The sequence below is a fragment of the Microcoleus sp. Aus8_D2 genome (assembly GCF_036702665.1).
Taxonomy (GTDB): domain Bacteria; phylum Cyanobacteriota; class Cyanobacteriia; order Cyanobacteriales; family Microcoleaceae; genus Microcoleus.
The window spans coordinates 166,180-185,158 of sequence record NZ_JAUBUN010000009.1; the positions used below are offsets into that span (position 1 = coordinate 166,180).

13 protein-coding genes are annotated in these 18,979 nt (G+C 45.3%); 5 read left to right on the top strand and 8 right to left on the bottom strand.

The window, feature by feature from the left end; translation table 11 throughout:
- Positions 1-402 precede the first annotated feature (402 nt).
- Both QUB64_RS10055 and QUB64_RS10060 read left to right on the top strand, forming a co-directional pair.
- Positions 403-6,888, top strand: coding sequence for a S8 family serine peptidase (locus QUB64_RS10055; protein ID WP_333267865.1), 6,486 nt, complete (start codon positions 403-405; stop codon positions 6,886-6,888).
- 65 nt (positions 6,889-6,953) lie between these two features.
- The gene (locus tag QUB64_RS10060; protein WP_333267862.1) at positions 6,954-7,376 is read left to right on the top strand and encodes a hypothetical protein; all 423 of its coding nucleotides are present in this window, start codon (positions 6,954-6,956) and stop codon (positions 7,374-7,376) included.
- A 221-nt stretch (positions 7,377-7,597) separates the two neighbouring features.
- Here QUB64_RS10060 and QUB64_RS10065 read toward each other — a convergent pair whose 3' ends face one another.
- Positions 7,598-7,879, bottom strand: a complete 282-nt coding sequence (locus QUB64_RS10065; protein WP_333267860.1) for an LPP leucine zipper domain-containing protein — start codon at positions 7,877-7,879, stop codon at positions 7,598-7,600.
- 131 nt (positions 7,880-8,010) lie between these two features.
- Between QUB64_RS10065 and QUB64_RS10070 the strand changes: the two genes are divergently transcribed.
- Positions 8,011-8,586 (top strand): Uma2 family endonuclease, encoded by a 576-nt coding sequence (locus QUB64_RS10070; RefSeq protein WP_333267858.1) that lies wholly within the window; start codon positions 8,011-8,013, stop codon positions 8,584-8,586.
- A 5-nt stretch (positions 8,587-8,591) separates the two neighbouring features.
- On the opposite strand, the gene QUB64_RS10075 is transcribed toward QUB64_RS10070, so the two are convergent.
- Positions 8,592-9,881 carry a bifunctional folylpolyglutamate synthase/dihydrofolate synthase gene (locus QUB64_RS10075; RefSeq protein ID WP_333267857.1) on the bottom strand — a complete coding sequence of 430 codons (1,290 nt, stop codon included), beginning with the start codon at positions 9,879-9,881 and terminating at the stop codon, positions 8,592-8,594.
- Between the two features lie 101 nt (positions 9,882-9,982).
- Between QUB64_RS10075 and QUB64_RS10080 the strand changes: the two genes are divergently transcribed.
- Positions 9,983-10,996, top strand: a complete 1,014-nt coding sequence (locus QUB64_RS10080) for a DNA cytosine methyltransferase (RefSeq protein ID WP_333267855.1) — start codon at positions 9,983-9,985, stop codon at positions 10,994-10,996.
- A 504-nt stretch (positions 10,997-11,500) separates the two neighbouring features.
- Here the strand turns inward: QUB64_RS10080 and QUB64_RS10085 are convergent.
- From QUB64_RS10085 to QUB64_RS10100, 4 genes are all read right to left on the bottom strand, one after another.
- Positions 11,501-11,725, bottom strand: coding sequence for a hypothetical protein (locus QUB64_RS10085; RefSeq protein WP_333267853.1), 225 nt, complete (start codon positions 11,723-11,725; stop codon positions 11,501-11,503).
- Complete coding sequence (locus QUB64_RS10090; protein ID WP_333267851.1) at positions 11,712-13,535, bottom strand: CHASE2 domain-containing protein; 1,824 nt, start codon at positions 13,533-13,535, stop codon at positions 11,712-11,714. Before QUB64_RS10090 ends, QUB64_RS10085 begins: the two co-directional genes overlap by 14 nt.
- A 3-nt stretch (positions 13,536-13,538) precedes the next feature.
- The gene (locus QUB64_RS10095) at positions 13,539-14,384 is read right to left on the bottom strand and encodes a FecR family protein (RefSeq protein ID WP_333267849.1); all 846 of its coding nucleotides are present in this window, start codon (positions 14,382-14,384) and stop codon (positions 13,539-13,541) included.
- Positions 14,385-14,679: 295 nt separating this feature from the next.
- A complete protein-coding gene (locus QUB64_RS10100) occupies positions 14,680-15,942 on the bottom strand; it encodes a Zn-dependent hydrolase (RefSeq protein WP_333267847.1) in 1,263 nt (420 codons plus the stop codon).
- 241 nt (positions 15,943-16,183) lie between these two features.
- Between QUB64_RS10100 and QUB64_RS10105 the strand changes: the two genes are divergently transcribed.
- Positions 16,184-16,585 (top strand): allophanate hydrolase-related protein, encoded by a 402-nt coding sequence (locus QUB64_RS10105; RefSeq protein ID WP_333267844.1) that lies wholly within the window; start codon positions 16,184-16,186, stop codon positions 16,583-16,585.
- Between the two features lie 208 nt (positions 16,586-16,793).
- Here QUB64_RS10105 and puuE read toward each other — a convergent pair whose 3' ends face one another.
- Both puuE and QUB64_RS10115 read right to left on the bottom strand, forming a co-directional pair.
- Positions 16,794-17,717, bottom strand: a complete 924-nt coding sequence (gene puuE, locus QUB64_RS10110) for an allantoinase PuuE (RefSeq protein WP_333267842.1) — start codon at positions 17,715-17,717, stop codon at positions 16,794-16,796.
- Positions 17,718-18,004: 287 nt separating this feature from the next.
- Positions 18,005-18,724 (bottom strand): GntR family transcriptional regulator, encoded by a 720-nt coding sequence (locus QUB64_RS10115; RefSeq protein ID WP_333267840.1) that lies wholly within the window; start codon positions 18,722-18,724, stop codon positions 18,005-18,007.
- Positions 18,725-18,979: the final 255 nt, after the last annotated feature.

Sequence of the window (18,979 nt, forward strand, 5' to 3'; positions counted from 1 at the left end):
GTTACATCGTCAGGTTTATTTGCGCGTAGCTAATTAGATCGCAATACCGTTCACTTAAGACTCCTGATACTCGGAGATCCCCCTAAATCCCCCTTCTTAAGGGGGACTTTAAGAGCATTGTTCCCCCCTTGGGAAGGGGGGTTAGGGGGGATCTGTCTTAACTGAACCGTATTGAATTATATCGGAAAAAAAGTTTTGGGATTTGCGTAAAAACTTGGGGCTGCTTCCGTAATTAGGGTTGAGGGGGCGATCGCACCTTGATCTGAAAAAAAGTTTTAGGATTTGCGTCAAAACTTGGGGCTGCTTCCGTAATTAGAGTAGAGAAGCCTATTCAACGTTTGGGCGATCGCTAATTTCATTGTATCACTTTTCATTCAATCCAAGATTAGGAGTGTAATCTCAATGGTCACCATAAATGAAGGTCAAAGTAACGTTCTGCTGAAAGGTGTTACAATCGCCGACACTTTACCGGGAAGTCTAGCCAACGATTCCATCCTCAACCCTTTAATTAGCAGCAACAAACAAACCATCGGCCAAAGTTCTTTGATAGTTGACAGCAAATATCAGCCAGCAATTGAGCCTGAAAAAGTATCGGCTACGACTGATTTGCAGCAATCAAATCCTGCTCTTTCCGAGTCAAATAGTAAAAAATCAGATGATTCGTTAATTGTTACCGATCCTCTGAAAAGTAGTTTAAATCGCTCAATCAGCAGCAATACTGGAACCGACACATTATCAGGTTCCCAGTCTGCCAAAGATACCCTGACTGGAAGCAGCAAAGATGCACAGTCAATTGCAATTAAAAGTGACACTTTGACAGCAACGGACTCCTTGACAAACAATCAGAATGCTAAAGAAACACCACCGACTCAAGAATCAGCAGCTTTAGCCGAAAAAGAAAATAATTATGAAACGGATATTGCCAAAAACAAATCAATTCCCGAATCCAAAGAAACCACAATTGCAGCACCGACTAATCCTGAAAAATTAACAGGTGAAAAACCTGTGACGGCTGTCGATGATGCAACCAAAGATATTAGCAAGCCAACTTCTACAGCCAGCATCGAAGCTGTGGAAATTTCAAAATCACCGAAAGAAACCACAATTGCAGCACCGACTAATTCTGACAAATTAACAGGTGAAAAACCTGTGACGGCTATCGCTGATGCAGCAAAAGATAGTAACAAGCCAAGTTCTACAGCCAGCACCGAAGCTGTGGAAATTTCAATATCGCCGAAAGAAACCACAATTGCAGCACCGACTAATCCTGACAAATTAACAGGTGAAAAACCTGTGACGGCTATCGCTGATGCAACCAAAGATAGTAACAAGCCAACTTCTACAGCCAGCACCGAAGCTGTGGAAATTTCAATATCACCGAAAGAAACTACAATTGCAGCACCGACTAATCCTGAAAAATTAACAGGTGAAAAACCTGTGACGGCTATCGCTGATGCAACCAAAGATATTAGCAAGCCAAGTTCTACAGCTACGACTGGAGATAAGGATAAGCAAGTTACGAAAGATACTCAAGTTTCCACAATTGAGACAGCAAAGGAACTCAATCAAGCTGCTCCTAAACCCGAGCCAGTCGCGGATAATTCTTTTACATCTGGGAAATTTCTTGTTGACTCTACTGGTAAAGTCGGCATCGATTTCTTGTTTGACGGCGGACTGTATAAGGGTCAATTAGCTATCTTCAGTCTCAAGGGAATTCAGAAGTTTGTACCTGGTTCAACAGAGTTTATCAAAGAAGTGGCTTCAAGAGCAGTTAGTAATTCTGTAAAAGGTCATTTAGTCATCAATGATTTGAGCGAAGGTGCAAGATTTACAGGTAATTTACCTGAAGGGAATTATAACGAAGCAACTTATTTGGGAGTCAAGACATTTGCGATGACTCCGGGGGATGAATTTGGCGTTATGTTGGTGCCGAATGGAACTGTGCAAGAGGTTCTGAATAATCCTGTTGTGGGAGGGGATAAACGTCCTTTATTTTCGATGACGACAGCGAATCCTGCTGAGGGATTTCATGTCGGGCAAATTGCTGATGTGACGGGTAGCGGCAAGACTTTTGCAATGGAGGATATGCGGGTTGATTTAGGGAGCGATCGCGATTACAATGATGTGATCTTTCAGGTGCGGGGTGCGACGGGTACTGCGGTGAATTTGGATTCAGTGATTAATCCTGAGAAAGATTGGCGCAAAGCTGATATTGGTAAGGCTTTGATTGCTTATGCTAAACCGTATGTTGAACCGAAGGTAGAGGCTGTCCAAGAGGAGAAAAAACCTGCCAAGAATACTGATTCTGGTTCGGTTTTAGATGTTCCCATTCCTGATAATGCAAGTGTTTCAAAAGAGAAGGTAACTTCTCCAACTAATACTGAGTCTCTCTCGAAAACGGAGGTTGTTACTTCAGAGAAAGCTGTAACGCCAGCGGTGAAGACTGAAGATGAGAAACCCGCGATCGCCAATCCGGTTGTTACTCCTACCCTGGATATTCCGGTTTCAGACAAGGCTGTCGTGTCTGAGGTGAAGACGGAAGGTGAGAAACAGCCGATCGCCAATTCGGTTGCTACTCCTACCCTTGATATTCCGGTTTCAGACAAGGCTGTCGTGTCTGAGGTGAAGGCTGAAGGTGAGAAACAGGCGATCGCCAATTCGGTTGCTACTCCTACCCTGGATATTCCGGCTTCAGATACAACTGTAACGCCAGCGGTGAAGACTGAAGATGACAAACCGGCGATCGCCAATTCGGTTGCTACTCCTACCCTTGATATCCCGGTTTCAGACAAGGCTGTGGTGTCTGAGGTGAAGACTCAAGAGGAGAAACAGGCGATCGCCAATCCAGTTACTACTTCTACCCTTGATATCCCGGTTTCAGAATTGGCTGTCGTGTCTGAGGTGAAGAGTGAAGGTGAGAAACTGGCGATCGCCAATCCAGTTACTACTTCTACCCTTGATATCCCGGTTTCAGAATTGGCTGTCGTGTCTGAGGTGAAGAGTGAAGGTGAGAAACTGGCGATCGCCAATCCAGTTGCTACTTCTACCAAAGATATTCCGGCTTCAGACAAGGCTGTCGTTTCTGAGGTGAAGAGTGAAGGTGAGAAACTGGCGATCGCCAATTCGGTTGCTACTCCTACCCTGGATATCCCGGCTTCAGACAAGGCTGTCGTGTCTGAGGTGAAGACGGAAGATGAGAAACAGGCGATCGCCAATCCAGTTACTACTTCTACCAAAGATATTCCGGCTTCAGATAAGGCTGTCGTCTCTGAGGTGAAGGCTGAAGGTGAGAAACTGGCGATCGTACTGACTTCCACTCCGAATGAGTCTGTCAAAACCGATGCGGTGACTTCATCTCCAACAGTCGTCGATCCGTTGAAAATAAAAGAAGAAAAAGAGGCGATCGCAATCTCTATTTCTACTCCCACAAAAGATGCACCGGCTTCAGATACAACTGTAACAAAATCAGTTGTCACCGAATCTCAAGCAATCGCACCTCAACCTGAATCTAACAACATTTCAACAGTTGAGATCAAAAACCCGACAAATCAACCGGAAGCTGCTGTCACTCTCAATCCTCCGATTGATGAAAAGCTAGCCATTCCTACTCAAGAATTTGGCAAAGATTTTCAGCCAATAGTCCACGAAACCAAGCCAAATATTTATCCTCAAGAAGTTTCTACTGTCAATCAGTCAATTGCGATCGATAGCAAACCAGTAACTGCCATTCCAGAATTAGCTGAACCAGCAATTTCTACTAACATCCAGCCACCAATTTCTATTCAAGAAGTTGCTCCTGTTACTCAACGAGTTCCACCAAATGCAACCAGCACAACAGCCACAAATAGTCAAGAAAAAACCAATACAGAACCCACAATTTCTGCACAAAATATCGGTTCTAATCCGATCGCAACAGCTAACTCCTTCCATTCTCCAAAAGCATCTCAACCTTTAGTTGGTATTATTAGTACAGGATTTAATGCCAAGAATCTCGACATAGACTACAGCCGCATAACTCTCGGAAAAGACCGCATTGCTAATGACGATAATCCCTTAATTCAATCCGGTGAAGGTAGCGAACAAGGAACTCACGTTTTAGGCTTAATTGCCGCCACTCAAGATAATAGCACAGGCATCGACGGCATTAACAACGAAGCACCGATTTGGTTGGGTCGGGCTAGTGGAAATAACAGTTGGGCAGAATCCTTAATTGAATTTGCTGATGCTGCCAAAATATCTGGTCAACCCAACGCAGTTGTCAACATCAGTTTTGAACTAACTAAGGTTGATGATAGTGGCAAAATAGTTCCTCGCTACGAACTCACAGAATCGGAGACTAAAGCCCTAGAATATGCTCGAAAAAATCAAATAGTTGTTGTGGTTCCTGTGGGCAACAATCCCCAAGAAATATCTGCTCTAGGTAAAGCATCTCTTCAGTTTGATAATATCATCAGCGTCGGTGCATCATCGGGCGGTCAAGTCACAAATTATTCCGGCACAGGCAAAGGTTTAGATATTTTAACAGAAGGAGGAACGCTGAACAATCCCGTGCGATCGACTGTCGGAGAAACTACAGGATTGATGGCAGGAACTTCTGTTGCAGCAGCCCAAGTTACGGGTGCAATTTCTCAAGTTTGGGCGGCAAATCCCCAACTAAATTATCAGCAAGTTATCGATATTATCAAACGCACTGCAACTGATATTGCTTTGCCAAATTGGGATGCTAAAACAGGTGCAGGATTGCTGAATATGGCAGCGGCAGTACCTTTAGCAAAAGCAACGGAACCCAAACCTTTGCTGCCAGAACCTACCGTTCAAGATGTTGTCACTCAACTCAATAACTTAGCTCCCGATCTCGATCGACTTCTAGAGCAATTTAAGGCTGAATCTGACAAGATTGCTGCCAGTCCCGATAGTGCCTTAGTTGAGCCGAAACCTGAAGATGAGAAACAAGCTGCTGAAGAAATGGATGCTGCGATCGCAGAGTTGCAAAAAGAACTTGATGACTTGCAAACCGATCCGTATGCAGATATTGATGGCATTGCCACCGCCTATCAATTTGCTTTCAAAGATCAGCCTTTAGTCGGTATCATTGACACGGGTTTTGCTGAAAACAATCCCGATATTGATTATACCAGAATTATCACAGGTCGCGATTACAATGATGGTGACGATAATCCCTTACTTCCTGCCAGTGATTCTAAGGCGGAACACGGCACTAAAGTATTAGAAGTTATCGGGGCCAAACAGAACAATGATATTGGCATAAATGGTGTCAATGATGATGCACCGCTGTGGTTGGGACGTGCTGTTGGTTCTGGTAAATGGGCGCAATCTTTACGGGAATTTGTGGATGCTTTCAAAACATCGAAGCAGCCCCATGCTATTGTCAATCTCAGCTTCGATTTGACGGAAATTAAGGACGGGGTAGTTGTTACTCGGACTAAATTTACAGCCGAAGAGCGATCGGCTATTGAATACGCTCGCGATAACAAGGTTCTGATTGTAGCAGCAGCCGGAAATCAAGGTGTGGAAGGTTTATCTGCTTTGGGTAAAGCTTCGCAGGAATTTGCAAATATCATTACTGTAGGTGCGGCGGATTGGAATGGAAATCTGGCTGATTATTCCAGCTACGGTGCAGGGATAGATTTAGTTGCTTTTGGTAGTACCCCTGACGGCCAAGCAAGTTCTAATGCTAATTCAAATGAGGATTTGCTGAAGGATTTAACTCCCGAAGAGCGGCAAGCTTTGGAAAAAGCCATTAAATTTAACGAAGCACCAACTGATGATAGCAAACTGACTGAAGCTGAGGAAAATCTGGTCTTAGAAGCAACGAAAAAACTCGGAAAAAGCTTAGGAGATATTAAGGATTCTGACAGCAATTCAGCGGAATCAATTCCCGAAATTGTCGGTACTTCGATCGCGGCGGCTAAGGTGACAGGTGCGGCTTCGCAGGTTTGGGCGGCTAATCCGAATTTGAGCTTTGCACAGGTAAAAGCTATTCTGAAAGCGACTGCGGTGGATTTGGGTACTCCTGGGTGGGATATTCAAACGGGAGCGGGTTTGTTGAATCTGGCTGATGCTGTAGCAATGGCGAAATCTCCGCCTTCAGTAATTGATTTGGGAGATAGTATTTTGTCTTCTGATTCTGATGTTTGGAATGGGGAAGGTGCTGGAGAACAAGAGGCTCGTCGTCGTGGTTTTTTCCGGCGATTATTCCGACGAGTGAGGAGAATATTTCAAAAGGTGAGCGGATTTGTTAGCAAGGTAGTAGGTTTTGTTAAAAAGGTATCTGGTTTCATCCGTAAGGTTAAGGGTTTCTTCTCCAAAGTTAGCGGTATCTTCTCCAAGGTTAAGAAGGTATTTAGCTGGATTAGCAAAAAATTCTTGGCTTTGCCTATTTTGGGGAAAGTTGGAATAGTTTTAGGAGGCCTTGCTCTGGTGGGAGGTGCGATCGCAGGTTTGGTTGCATGGTTTAAGAAGAAGAAACAGCCACCAGCACAGCCACCTGTTGAAGATACTACTCCACAGAATATTAAGGATTTAAAAGTAATTTGGGGTGGGTTGCCTACTCCGCTCAAGACTGCTCTGAAAAATGGAATTACTAGCACTTATGGCGCGCCACTTTTTAATGGTCAAGCTCCAGATAATGTTGTGAAGCTTGCCATTACTTGGGCTACTCTTACACCGCAGCAACAATCAAATCTTTGGCCTAGCGTGAGAAATGACGTTCCTGTTGAGTATTATCCGTTTTTCGATGGCACAGATCCTAATGGTATTTTGCCCATATTCAATGCTTTAGGTTTAATATCATTGGATGCTCGAAATACTGTTTCGACTTTCTTGCCGGGAGGAATTCCCAGTCAGTACCAGTCAAATTTTCCCTAGGGCTGACTGATTTTCAGAATCTAATTGCTTCCCAGCAATCGCAGATTCTGGACTCTCAGTCAGCCTTGCAAAACTACCAAGATCAAATCAATCAAGCTAATGCTTTTGTTACGCAACTCGAACAGCAAAGACAGGAAGCACAAAATGCTGCAAGTTACTGGAATAGCCAGATTTATATTTGGGGAATTGTGCGATACGATCGCCAATGCACGCGCTTTTTATTCTGGCGTAGCTGCCGAGATGTTCCTATCCCAGGCTGGATTTACAATCCGCAAGCAGTAGCTAATCGCAATGATGCTCAAGCGGCTGCTAATGCTGCGGCTCAATATCGAGATATAGCTGCACAAAAAGCTCAAGAGTTGACTGCTGCTTTGCAGCCAGAAATCACTGCACTGCAACAGCAGATTTCACAGCAGCAGCAACAATTACAATCGCTGGCGCAACAGCAGCAGGCTTTGCAGAGTCAGCCGCAGTTAGTGGCACCGTGATTTGAAAGCGCGATCGCCCTTTCTGCTTCTCTAAGCTATCCAAAGGGCGTGAAGTGCATCTATCTCGTAGGGAATCGCCCTTATTGAAGCGAAAAGTGCGATCGCCCTTTGAACGATCCTGCGCGCATCCAGGCCACAGAAACCGGGTTTTTCCCATAATCTGAAAGTTGCGGCGAAAGATTGTCGTAAAAAAACCCGGTTTCTACCTCTCCTTAAATTTATCACTTGCGGAGAACTGACGTAATAATTACCGTAATAGTCGCACTAGCAATTAGAGTGAAAGCAAGCTGTACCACCCACTGAGTTGCTTGCTGGTAATTTGAAAAGCGATCGTTAAATTTCTCGGAATCCTTCGATAGCTTATCAAATTCTGTAGATAGATGCTCCACATCTGTAGATAGCTTGTCCACATCTGTAGATAGCTTGCCCACATTTGTTGATAGCTTATCCAGTTTTTCAATTACATCTACCAAGGTTGGTTCGTTGTTGGATGCTGTGGTCATTTACTTTTTAAAACGCGACAATTCTATTGTACTATATTATTAGCAGATCGATCGCACTTACACGCAATCAAATTCAATCTAATTTGACTCGTGTTAAGATCGAAGGTCAGCCTAGAAGAGGAGCAAGTTTTATGACAGCGATGACAGTCAAAGATTTAAACCAAGTTCAAACCCTTTTTTCGGAAGCGGGTTTAGATTACAAAATTGAACTAGAAGACGGGATAATTTCAGTTATGGGCCCATCAGATATCGTATCCAGTGAAATCACGAGCCGTCTCATCGCCTTTCTTTTTGCTTGGGTAAATCCCCGTCGCTTGGGGAGAGTGTTTGACTCCGCAGGCGGTTTCATTATGCCAAATAGCAACGTCAAAGCGCCGGATGTTTCGTTTGTGCGCGCCGCCCGCTTGCGCCAAAGTCCGCGCTATTTTGGTGAACTTGTCCCGGATTTGGTGGTTGAGATTAAGTCTCAGATCGATCGCATTAAGCCTATCGAAACCAAGGTTTTGCAGTTTATCGAGCTGGGTGCGGTTGTCGGAATTGCGATCGATCCTGATGAAGAGACAGTGACAATTTATCGCTCGACTGGCGAACCGACTCTTTTAGGAAATGGCGATATTTTAACAGTACCAGAGCTTTTTCCCGGTTGGGAATTGCCCGTTTCTGAATTGTGGCCTCCGATTTTTACAGAGGAAGAAACACAATTATAATGCGTTTAAGATTGGGATTGTTGTTGTTGCAGAAAATAGCCGACTAGATAAAGTGAACCGCAGAGGATGGTGAGGTTTTCGCCTGCAACAGCAGCATCTAAACCTGTTGTTAAGTCTGGGAAGGCTTGACAAATAGCTAATTCAGGGCAGATATTTTCAGCAATGGCTGCTAATTCTGCGGGGGATGCTGAGTTTTGATCGGGTACGGGTACTAGGTAAAGCCGATCGCCCTTTTTGAGTAAAGCTTGTAAAATATCATCGCAGTCTTTCGTCGCCAGAATCCCGATTACCCAGTTAATCGGTGACGGGGAAGTGGTAAGATTGTCCACATATTCGCGCAGGGCGATCGCAGCAGCGGGGTTGTGCGCGCCGTCAATCAGGATATGGCGGTTGTTCCAAGTTGTGCGCTGAAGTCTTCCCGGCCATTGGGTTTGGGCGATACCGCTGGCGATCGCGGTTGGGGAGATTTGCCATCCTAGGTTTTGGAGGGTGTGGATAGTGGCAAGTGCGATCGCTGAATTCATTAATTGAACTTGTCCCAGCAATGGCAATTGATATCTTATTTTAACCGCAGATGAACGCAGATGAACGCTGATTTCTGGATTGGGATGATATTCTGCAAAGCCTTGTCCTAAATCCACCGCTGGTTTTACCCAAATTGCCGGACAATCTAATTCTTGAATCCGTTTTTCTACTACTATTCTAGCAGAATCCGGCAATTCTCCGATAACTGCCGGACACTTTGATTTGAGAATTCCGGCTTTTTCCCCAGCAATATCAGCGACGGTGGGGCCGAGGATTTGCCAGTGTTCGAGACTGATAGAAGTAATGACGCTGACAAGGGGAGTTTCGCAAACATTAGTCGCATCTAATCTTCCGCCCAATCCGGTTTCTATCACTGCAATATCTGCTTTTTCTTGGGCGAAATACAGCCAAGCTGCGGCGGTGATGATTTCAAATTGAGTCGGAGTTTCTGTATTACCTTCAGCAGCGCTGACAACTTGTTCGAGACACTGTTGCAATGCTGTTGCAGAAATTGGTTTTTGGTTGATACAAATTCTTTCTGTCCAATCGATTAAGTGCGGGGATGTGTAGCGCCCGACTCGATAGCCTGCTGCTGTGAGTACGGATGAGAGGTAAGCGCAAACGGAACCTTTGCCGTTGGTGCCGGCAACGTGGATAATGGGTACTTGTTGGTGGGGGTTGTCTAGTTTTTCGAGAAGTTGGTGAATTCTTTCTAGGCCGAGGTGGACGCCGAAGTGTTGGTAAGATTGGAGGATTGATTCTGCATTCATTGAGGATGATTAATGTTATATTTGTTTGTGAATTGGTTTTTTTTACGAACCGCGAAGACGCAAAGAGCGCGAAGGAAGAAAAGAGATAGATGTTGACAAGTATGAATATTATTTCTCTGTTTTCGGGTTGTGGTGGATTGGATTTGGGTTTTCGCTTGGCTGGGTTTAATCCGGTTTGGGCGAATGAATATGATAAGTCTATTTGGGATACATATAATTTCAATCATCCTGAAACTATTTTAGATCGCAGAGATATCAGAAAAATTAATTCTGATGAAATTCCTGAATGTGTGGGGATTATTGGCGGGCCTCCTTGTCAAAGTTGGAGTGCGGCGGGTGCAAAACGGGGAATTGATGACAGTCGGGGTCAGCTTTTTTGGGAGTATATCAGAATTGTGCGAGACAAGCAACCTTTGTTTTTCTTGGCTGAGAATGTTAGCGGTATTTTAGCGCCTAGAAATCAGGATGCTTTCACTTATATATTATCGCAGTTTGAGGAAATTGGATATCGGGTTTCGTTCCACTTGGTGAATGCTAAAAATTTTGGTGTGCCGCAAGATAGGCAAAGAGTAATTGTTATTGGCTATCGGGAGAATCAGGGTTTTGGTTTTGAGTTTACCGAACCAGGAAATGAGGTTTTGACTTTGAAAGATGCAATTTATGATTTGCAGGATATCCCCCCAATTCCCGTTAAGGGTAAAGTAGATAATTATCACAATTATGTCGCGAATCATGAATGTGCGGATTTGGGATTTTCGAGCATTTATATGTCGCGGAATCGAGTTAGAAGTTGGTCGGAACCTTCTTTTACAATTCAGGCTAGCGGCAGACACGCGCCTCTGCACCCTCAAGCTAGTAAAATGATTTTGGTTGGCAAAGACAAGCGCATTTTTGACCCGAATTCGCCTCAGCCTTACCGTCGGCTTTCTGTGCGAGAGTGTGCGAGAGTTCAGACTTTCCCGGATGACTTTATTTTTAAGTACAAGTATATTGCTGACGGTTACAAAATGGTCGGCAATGCAGTACCTGTTAAGTTAGCCCGGGTACTAGCAAGCAAGATACATCAAGATATTAAAGACTATGAAAATCCGGGTTTTAGGAAAATTAAAAATTAAGCCGATCGTCCGACTCAGTTAAGTTTATTCTCTTCTGAAACAGACGAGTTATTTAATGATATAATACTAAATACGGGAGCAAAAACCCCGCTCTTATATAAGTAATATCATGTCCGGTCGATTACCATAACAATGACAGTTCGTAGTGCGTCCTGGCGTCCGCTCTCAGGCTGCGGACGCCAGGACGCACTACGAACCTTACTTATTGCGGTCAATCGACCGGACATGATATAAGATTGCGGTGCGTGACTGCTGAGGCATTCTACTCTCTACATCGTTTTGAAAGTCGATTATCGATCGCCCTCTAGATACAGTCGATCGAGCTTTAAAAAGGTTTGCAGCAGCGCATTCGCTCCCTGAATACACTGTTCGGGCGAAGTATAGCGGTTCTCAAAAAAGTGAGGTATGTCCTATGCCCGGTTTGGCCTATGCCCGGTTTGGCCTATGCCCTATGCCCACCCTTCGACTTCGCGAGCGGGCAAGATGCCCTATGCCCGGTTTGGCCTATGCCCTATGCCCGGTTTGGCCTATGCCCGTCAAGTACCTCATCTTTCTGAGAAAGGCTATATACTCATCTTCTGCATGGCTGATACCGCCCCGAGAAGCCACGAAAATCATCCCCATATCGGTAAAGCGTCCGATTTCTTGGGCGTCGTGTCCGGCCCGGCTGATTAAATGCCTGTAACTCAAGTTTAATTCCCCGCAAACTTCTGTTTCATTTTTTGCCAACGATCGCGCAAATAGTTGTTTCTTGTTTTCTGCCTCTTAATTGAATACTTTTAACTGGCTTTGCTTCGTAGCGATCGCTCACCCATTCCCATGTTTCCCCAGTTATTAATACCCGATAAGGATTGCCTTCTTTAATATCTTTATTCATGGCTTCCAATCTGGCGGCAATATTCACAGTATCTCCTAAAACAGAAAAATTTAATCGCTTCCCGCCGCCGACAGTTCCAGCAATAATCGACCCTGTATGAATGCCAACTCCAAATTCAATTTTTGGCTTTCCTTCCATTTCAAATTGTTGATTTAATTGTTTCAATCGTTCAGACATATCCAAGCAAGCGGCGATACAATTTTGAGCATCCTGTTTAATTTCTTCAGGTTGGGTATGAGGAAATGGAATGCCAAATATTGCCATTATTGCATCTCCAATATATTTATCGATAACGCCTCCGCGATCCATAATACACTCACTCATGGCATTTAAATATTGATTCAGCCAAGGCATCAATTCACCGGGAGATAGTTGCTCTGAAATGCTAGTAAACCCTCGAATATCCATAAATAAAACGGTGGCGACCATTTCTTGCGGTTGCATTTCGCCATTTTTAAATATTTCGTCCTTTCGCTCCCAAATTAGTTCAGCAGTTTCTTTTGCCATGTATTTTTCAAACAGGCTCATTAATTGTTGTTTCTCTTGTTGTTCTCGCAGTTGCAGTCCAATTCCAGCTAAGACGATCGTACCAATCGGTGCAGCGATGGGCATTAGTAGAGAATTAAACGTAAATAACAAGAAAGAAACTGCATACCAGATTAGAGGGAAAAGGATAGCGATCGCAATTCGTCCCCTGGGCCCAATTTTCGATAATATCCCGCTAGTAATTGGCCCAATTAAAAGTAATATCAGCCAACTTGTCCAGCTAGGTAAAACTTGCAGCAGTCGGTTATTTAGCAAGTTATCAATAACTGCGGCATGAATGTAAATCCCGCTGGTTGGTGGAATTCGATCGAGAGGAGTCCGGAAAGGATCTAAACCTGTTGCTGTCGTACCTACTAATACCAATTTGTCTTTAAAAGCATCTTTGGTAATTTTAGCTTCCAGAACATCAGAAAACGAATAAGTCGGTAAATTTTGTACTTTTCCAGGCCAATTTATCCCAGCACTCTGAAATTCTAGACTACCGTTATTAGGCGGTGATAAAAACTTTTCTAGCCCTCCAGATTGCGGTTGCTTGTCGGCGTTGTAAACGCGCAGCATGGCAATTCCCAATGAGGGAATATCTCCCACCCACAGGATGGCTTGACGACCGATCCCATCTGTGTCTGAGTTATGCAAAATATGGCCTCGCTCGGCAGCTACGGCTTCTAAAGTTGGTACAATTGGTAGCAGTTTTTTTTGGTCATCCGCAGCCTGGGCTAACACTACATTACCTTTTGCACTCATAGCGTCTGCAAATTGGTCATCTTTAGGACTGGGTTCGGCAAAAATAATGTCGAAACCAACGACTGCGGGTTTAGCAGGGGAAAGGGCTTGTAATAATTGAGTGTAGCGATCGCGCGAAAACGGAAATCTCCCCAACTTCCTTAAACTTGCTTCGTCTATTGCAATTACCGCCACTCGTTTATCCCAAATAGGTTTGGGTAAAATTCCACTTTCGCGAAGTTGAAACAGGCTGTTAGAACTCAGTTGTTCCAGCGGTTTCCAGGCATCCAAATGCAATGCACCCAAGGAAATAATAGCAGCCACAACCCCCGGCAGTAAGGATTGGCTGCGGACAAAAAAACTTCGCAAACGAGGGATTATTAATTGAGTCATTAGCTATTTCTTAATTAAACTTGCACCGAGTTCATAAGATACCTCATTTCCCCGTGGACTGCGAACCACTAGCCAGTAGTCAGAGTTAGCTGGCTTCGGCACTACCTCATCGATTTTACCTGTTCGATCCATCTTTAACGGTTGGTCATTTAAATACACTAAATTCAGCGGATCGACTTTACAAATGCATCGAACTTTGTTTTGACTGATGACTGATAAACTGATCAATTCATAGTTCATATTTTCTTTGAATGCCTGGGGTGGAGCGGGAGGGTTGCCGGGAAAAGTGACGGAAGCATAGCCCTTTTCTATCTTCACAGTTTGCCCTTGAGCGCTAGCGTCAACCTTCCCCTCAAATAAGGCAGTTGCTGCTTTTCCCTCTGGACCTACACCCACGGCGAACTCAGTCCCCCTGACGCCCACAACTCCCGCTGGGCTGTTAATTTCTAGGCGCGAATTGGGGTTAGTCAAGCGTCGGGCTGAAACTCTTGCTAATCCTGCGGGGACTGACAGCAGGGTAACTCTACCTCCATTGACAGCAACGGACAGACCTTTAACTTGGACGGTGCTTAATTCTGCTACACTAATCGTGGCGATGCCACTGTCTACCGCTAAAACCGCGCTAGATTCTTTGCCTGTGGAGATTTGCTGGCCGGCTGTTGTCAGGCGATCGCCCACTTTTGCTGGTCTTCCTTGATACGTTACGGTTCCCTTCAGTTGCCGTACTTCTACCCAGCGACTCCCGGGCAGTTGAATTTCCCTCGCCAGCAAAGGCAAGGCGAAAGTGATTAAAATACCAGTAAATAGGATTGTCAGCCATTTAGAAATACCAGACCGATTTAATTTCATCACAAAAAATTATTTAGCCAGGACTGTTGTCTAGATTACTATTCTTTCGGTAATTTCTCAGGAAAATTTTTAACTAACAGGATTTACGCAGACACAATATATGTAGTGCGGAAACAACTACGTTAGCGAAGCACTCGTTGCAGGATCGCACCCCGCTTGACTATTAGGGCATCGGCTGCTCAAAGGCGATCTCCTTTGAGGCAATCGCCAACCCTTCTTGAAATCTCGAAACGGATAATATTGGCGTATTTTTTAGATGCTTAGCAGTCACTTATTATCACGTTTTAATGATGCCCTACAACTCCATGAATCGATCGCCCTCTGCATACAGTTTATCGAGCTTTAAGAAGGTTTGCAGCAGCGCATTCGCCCCCTGGGTACACTGTTCGGGCGAAGTATACTCATCTTCTGCATGGCTGATGCCACCCCGAGAAGCCACGAAAATCATCCCCATATCGGTAAAGCGTCCGATTTCTTGGGCGTCGTGTCCCGCCCTGCTGATTAAATGCCTGTAACTAAAGCCTAAGTCTTGACAAACTTCTACAATTGCATTCTGAATCTTTGGTGCTGCTAGTGTCGGCTCTACGTGCAGCAATTGAGTGATTTCGATTTCGGTTTGGGTGGCAGAGGCGATCGCCCCAAACTCCAATTTCATTTTAGCTAACAACTGTTCCAAATTAGTGTGGGACAAATCCCGCAAGTCAATTTTAAACTCGACTTTTCCCGGCACAGTATTCGTAGCATTCGGCCAAACAGTTAAGTAACCTACCGTTGCGACTTGTTCTCCCGGTGTTTCTACTGCCAGTTTGTTGACTGCTAGTACCATTTGCGAAGCCGCTACCAGCGCGTCCTTCCTCGCGTGCATCGGCGTCGATCCGGCATGATTGGGGCGGCCCGTTACCGTCACTCCCAGGCGGTACTGTCCGACAATTCCTTTGACTACTCCTATGCAGTCGCCCGTACTTTCCAAAACGCCTCCTTGTTCGACGTGCAATTCCACAAAAGCAGCTATTTCTTTGGGATCGCGTTTGGCCTCGGCAATTTTTGACCAATCTCCACCAATTTGTGCTAAACAAGTTTGGATGGAAGTGCCATCGCTGCGGCGGTAATATTCGGGATTGCTGGCTGTATTTCCCGCCATCGCTTTGCAGCCGATAACGGTGCTTTCTTCGTCGGTAAATACAATTGTCTCAATGGCGTGTTCCAAGCGCAGGCCGTTTTCGCGCAACACCCGCACGACTTCAATTCCTGCCAAAACTCCCAAAACTCCGTCGAAATGGCCCGCCGTGGGAACGGTATCAATGTGAGAACCGGTTGCTAGTGCGGCACCTTCGCGCAATCCGGCATATCTGCCAATGGTATTACCGGCCGCGTCAATCCGAACCGTCATCCCTGCTTCTCGCATCCAAGACTCAACAAGTTTGCGCGCCAGCAAATCTTCTTTGGTAAAAGCTACCCGACTGACGCCTCCTCCCGGCAGTTTGCCGATTTCTGCGAGTTGGGCAATGCTGCTGTTGAGGCGCGAACCGTTGACTGAAAGTGCTAGCCTAACTGTCATGTTACATTCTCCTATTCTGGGAAATTTAATGATGCGATCGCTCTTGTATGATTAATCATTTAACTAAATGTTGTATACTGTATGCAATATCAGTTAAATCTGTACAAGAATGTAGTATTGCGTACAAAAGGCGATCGGCTGTGGCACTTAAACTGCTCTGGACAAAACACAGCACGTAGAATAAAGTCGATCGCAGAGATTTAACTGTAGAAAATAACACAATTTTTATCGATCGGGTGATATGAGTCAAACAGCAATTGCAAGAAAACGAGTATTTATTTGCGGTTCAGCCCTTCGGGGCCAGCCGGACAACAGCAACCTGGGAGATGCCAAGTTCATCAGAGAAGCCAAAACACGTCCGATTTACCGCTTGCACTCCGCAGAAAATGGTTGGCATCCTGCAATTTACGAAGTGGCTACCAAAGGCGTATCAATTCCCGGAGAAGTGTACGAACTAACTCAAGAAGACTTTGAACAGCTTGCAGCCGGGGAACCTCCACATATGTATCCATCCGATGTGATTTTGGATGATGGGGAAGTCTTAACCGCTTTTCTTTACCCCCGCGAGTTAGTAGAGACATACCAATGGGAAGATATTTCCGATCGCGGTGGGTGGGCCGCTTACAAAGCAAATTCGCAGTAAGAACTTCAGTCCGAAAAGGTTCGTAGTAAGAACTTCAGTCCGAAAAGGTTCGTAGTAAGGACTTCAGTCCGAAAAGGTTCGTAGTAAGGACCTTAGTCCGAAAAGGTTCGTAGTAAGGACCTTAGTCCGAAAAGGTTCGTAGTAAGGACTTCAGTCCGAAAAGGTTCGTAGTAAGGACTTCAGTCCGAAAAGGTTCGTAGTAAGGACTTCAGTCCTCCCGAGAAACGATCGGTTTGTGATATTCATGCCAGTGTCGGGCAATATCAATGCGGCGGCATATCCACACCCTCTCATGTTGCTGCACGTAATCCAAAAAACGCGCCAAAGCCGCCGCCCGCCCCGGCCTCCCCGCCAAGCGGCAGTGCAGCCCTACACTCATCATCTTCGGTGCAGTCTCGCCCTCAGCGTAGAGTAGGTCAAAAGCATCGCGCAGGTAAGCAAAAAACTGATCGCCAGAATTAAACCCCTGACTCGTAGCAAACCGCATATCGTTATTGTCCAGGGTATAGGGAATTACCAGGTGGGGTCTGTCGCACTCGTACACCCAGTAAGGCAAGTCATCCGCATAGCTGTCGGCATCGTAGAGAAAACCCCCTTCCTCAACTACTAGCTTGCGGGTGTGGGGGCTCGTGCGTCCGGTATACCAGCCGAGGGGACGGCTGCCGGTAATTTGCGTGTGAATGGCGATCGCCCTTTGCAAATGCTCCCGTTCCGCTTCTTCCCCAAAATACTTATAATCAATCCAGCGGTAGCCGTGGCTGGCAATTTCCCAATCGGCCTCCAACATCGCCGCAACTGCTTCGGGATGCCTTTCTAATGCCATCGCCACGCCGTAAACAGTGACCGGTATTCCCCGAGAAGTAAACATCCTGTGCAGGCGCCACAAACCCGCCCGACTGCCGTATTCATAACAGGATTCCATATTCATGTGGCGCAGTCCAGATAAGGGTTCGGCGCCGACAATTTCTGACAGAAATGTTTCCGAAGATCCGTCGCCGTGCAAAATGCAGGTTTCTCCACCTTCTTCGTAGTTGATCACGAATTGCAGTGCTAGGCGCGATCGATCTGGCCATTTAGGATCGGGGGGATTTTGCCCGTAACCGACTAATTCTCGGGGATAATTTGCTGGCATATATAACAGTTGACAGTTGATAGTTGATAGTTGACAGTTGACAGTTGACAGTTGACAGTTGATAGTTGACAGTTTGCCAATTTCCAATTCCCAATTCCCAATTCTTCAATCTCAAATCTCAAATCCTAGGATGACAATGGGTACTTGACAGTTGACAGTTACATAGCAGTGCTATCAATTGTCAACTGTCAGCGGTTACATAAGGGTCTCGCATCCGGGCTTTTAACGGTGGCATTTTTTTAAACAGTGCTGTCAGTTGTCAGTTGTCAATTTTCAACTGTCAACTGTCAACTGTCAACTGTCAACTGTTTACCATCTTGCTTTTCTATCTCCTCAATTTCTTTAATTACCCGCGCTTTACTGGCGATTAAATGGTCTTTGATCGCTGCCTGAGCTGCGGCTGCATTCTGTTCGCTGACAGCCTGATAAATGCGGCGGTGTTCGCTGCGAATTTCCAAGACTCCGGGATTGTATGCCATCGTCCGCAGCCGTACTAAAATCATTTTGTCAAACACTTGATCCAGCAGAGTTACTAACCAAGGATTGCCAGAACTTTGTGCTACCAAACGGTGAAATTGGTAGTCAGCATAAAGCAATTGATAATTGGTCAGTTCGCCCGATCGCTCCGGTGCAGTATTTTCTGCTTGCAGCACAATCGCTTCTAATTGTTGTACTTGAGCGGGTGTAGCATTTTGGCAGGCCCCGGCCGTCGATAGCTGTTCCAAAGCAATCCGACAATCATAAAGATCCGCTGCATCTGCGATCGACAAAGTGGCGACGCGCAATCCATTATTCTGCGGATCTGCGGTCACTAAATTCTCTCGTTGCAGTTGGCACAAAGCCTCTCTCACCGGAGTCCGGCTAACGTTGAGCATATCTGCCAGTTGTGTTTCGATCAGGCGTTCTCCAGCCGCCAATTCCCCCGACAGGATAGCAGTGCGGAGAGCTTGGTAAGTTTGTTCGTGAAGCGATTGAGTGCGGCGAATCGCGCGAAATGAAAGAGCCAAAATCAGTTATCCTTAAGTTAAAACTAAAGTGAAGTCACTATTGTTAAAGATTGTTGATTCAGCCTCATCTCTAAGATTTTTTCTGTAAAATAACTGTAGGTTTGGGCTGAGTCATTATCAATGATACATCACATTGATGCTGCTACACCAGATAATATGTAGAGACACGACAGTGCCGATTGATGTCAACTTAAGACTAAAACCCCTAATAAATCTCGTTTATCCCTGAGTCTAGATCCCCCTAAATCCCCCTTA

Excerpts from the sequence above, each read along its gene's own strand:
- QUB64_RS10055 (WP_333267865.1), top strand. The coding sequence starts at position 403 with ATGGTCACCATAAATGAAGGTCAAAGTAACGTTCTGCTGAAAGGTGTT.
- QUB64_RS10065 (WP_333267860.1), bottom strand. The coding sequence starts at position 7,879 with ATGACCACAGCATCCAACAACGAACCAACCTTGGTAGATGTAATTGAA.
- QUB64_RS10070 (WP_333267858.1), top strand. The coding sequence starts at position 8,011 with ATGACAGCGATGACAGTCAAAGATTTAAACCAAGTTCAAACCCTTTTT.
- QUB64_RS10075 (WP_333267857.1), bottom strand. The coding sequence starts at position 9,881 with ATGAATGCAGAATCAATCCTCCAATCTTACCAACACTTCGGCGTCCAC.
- QUB64_RS10080 (WP_333267855.1), top strand. The coding sequence starts at position 9,983 with ATGAATATTATTTCTCTGTTTTCGGGTTGTGGTGGATTGGATTTGGGT.
- QUB64_RS10090 (WP_333267851.1), bottom strand. The coding sequence starts at position 13,535 with ATGACTCAATTAATAATCCCTCGTTTGCGAAGTTTTTTTGTCCGCAGC.
- QUB64_RS10095 (WP_333267849.1), bottom strand. The coding sequence starts at position 14,384 with ATGAAATTAAATCGGTCTGGTATTTCTAAATGGCTGACAATCCTATTT.
- QUB64_RS10100 (WP_333267847.1), bottom strand. The coding sequence starts at position 15,942 with ATGACAGTTAGGCTAGCACTTTCAGTCAACGGTTCGCGCCTCAACAGC.
- QUB64_RS10105 (WP_333267844.1), top strand. The coding sequence starts at position 16,184 with ATGAGTCAAACAGCAATTGCAAGAAAACGAGTATTTATTTGCGGTTCA.
- puuE (WP_333267842.1), bottom strand. The coding sequence starts at position 17,717 with ATGCCAGCAAATTATCCCCGAGAATTAGTCGGTTACGGGCAAAATCCC.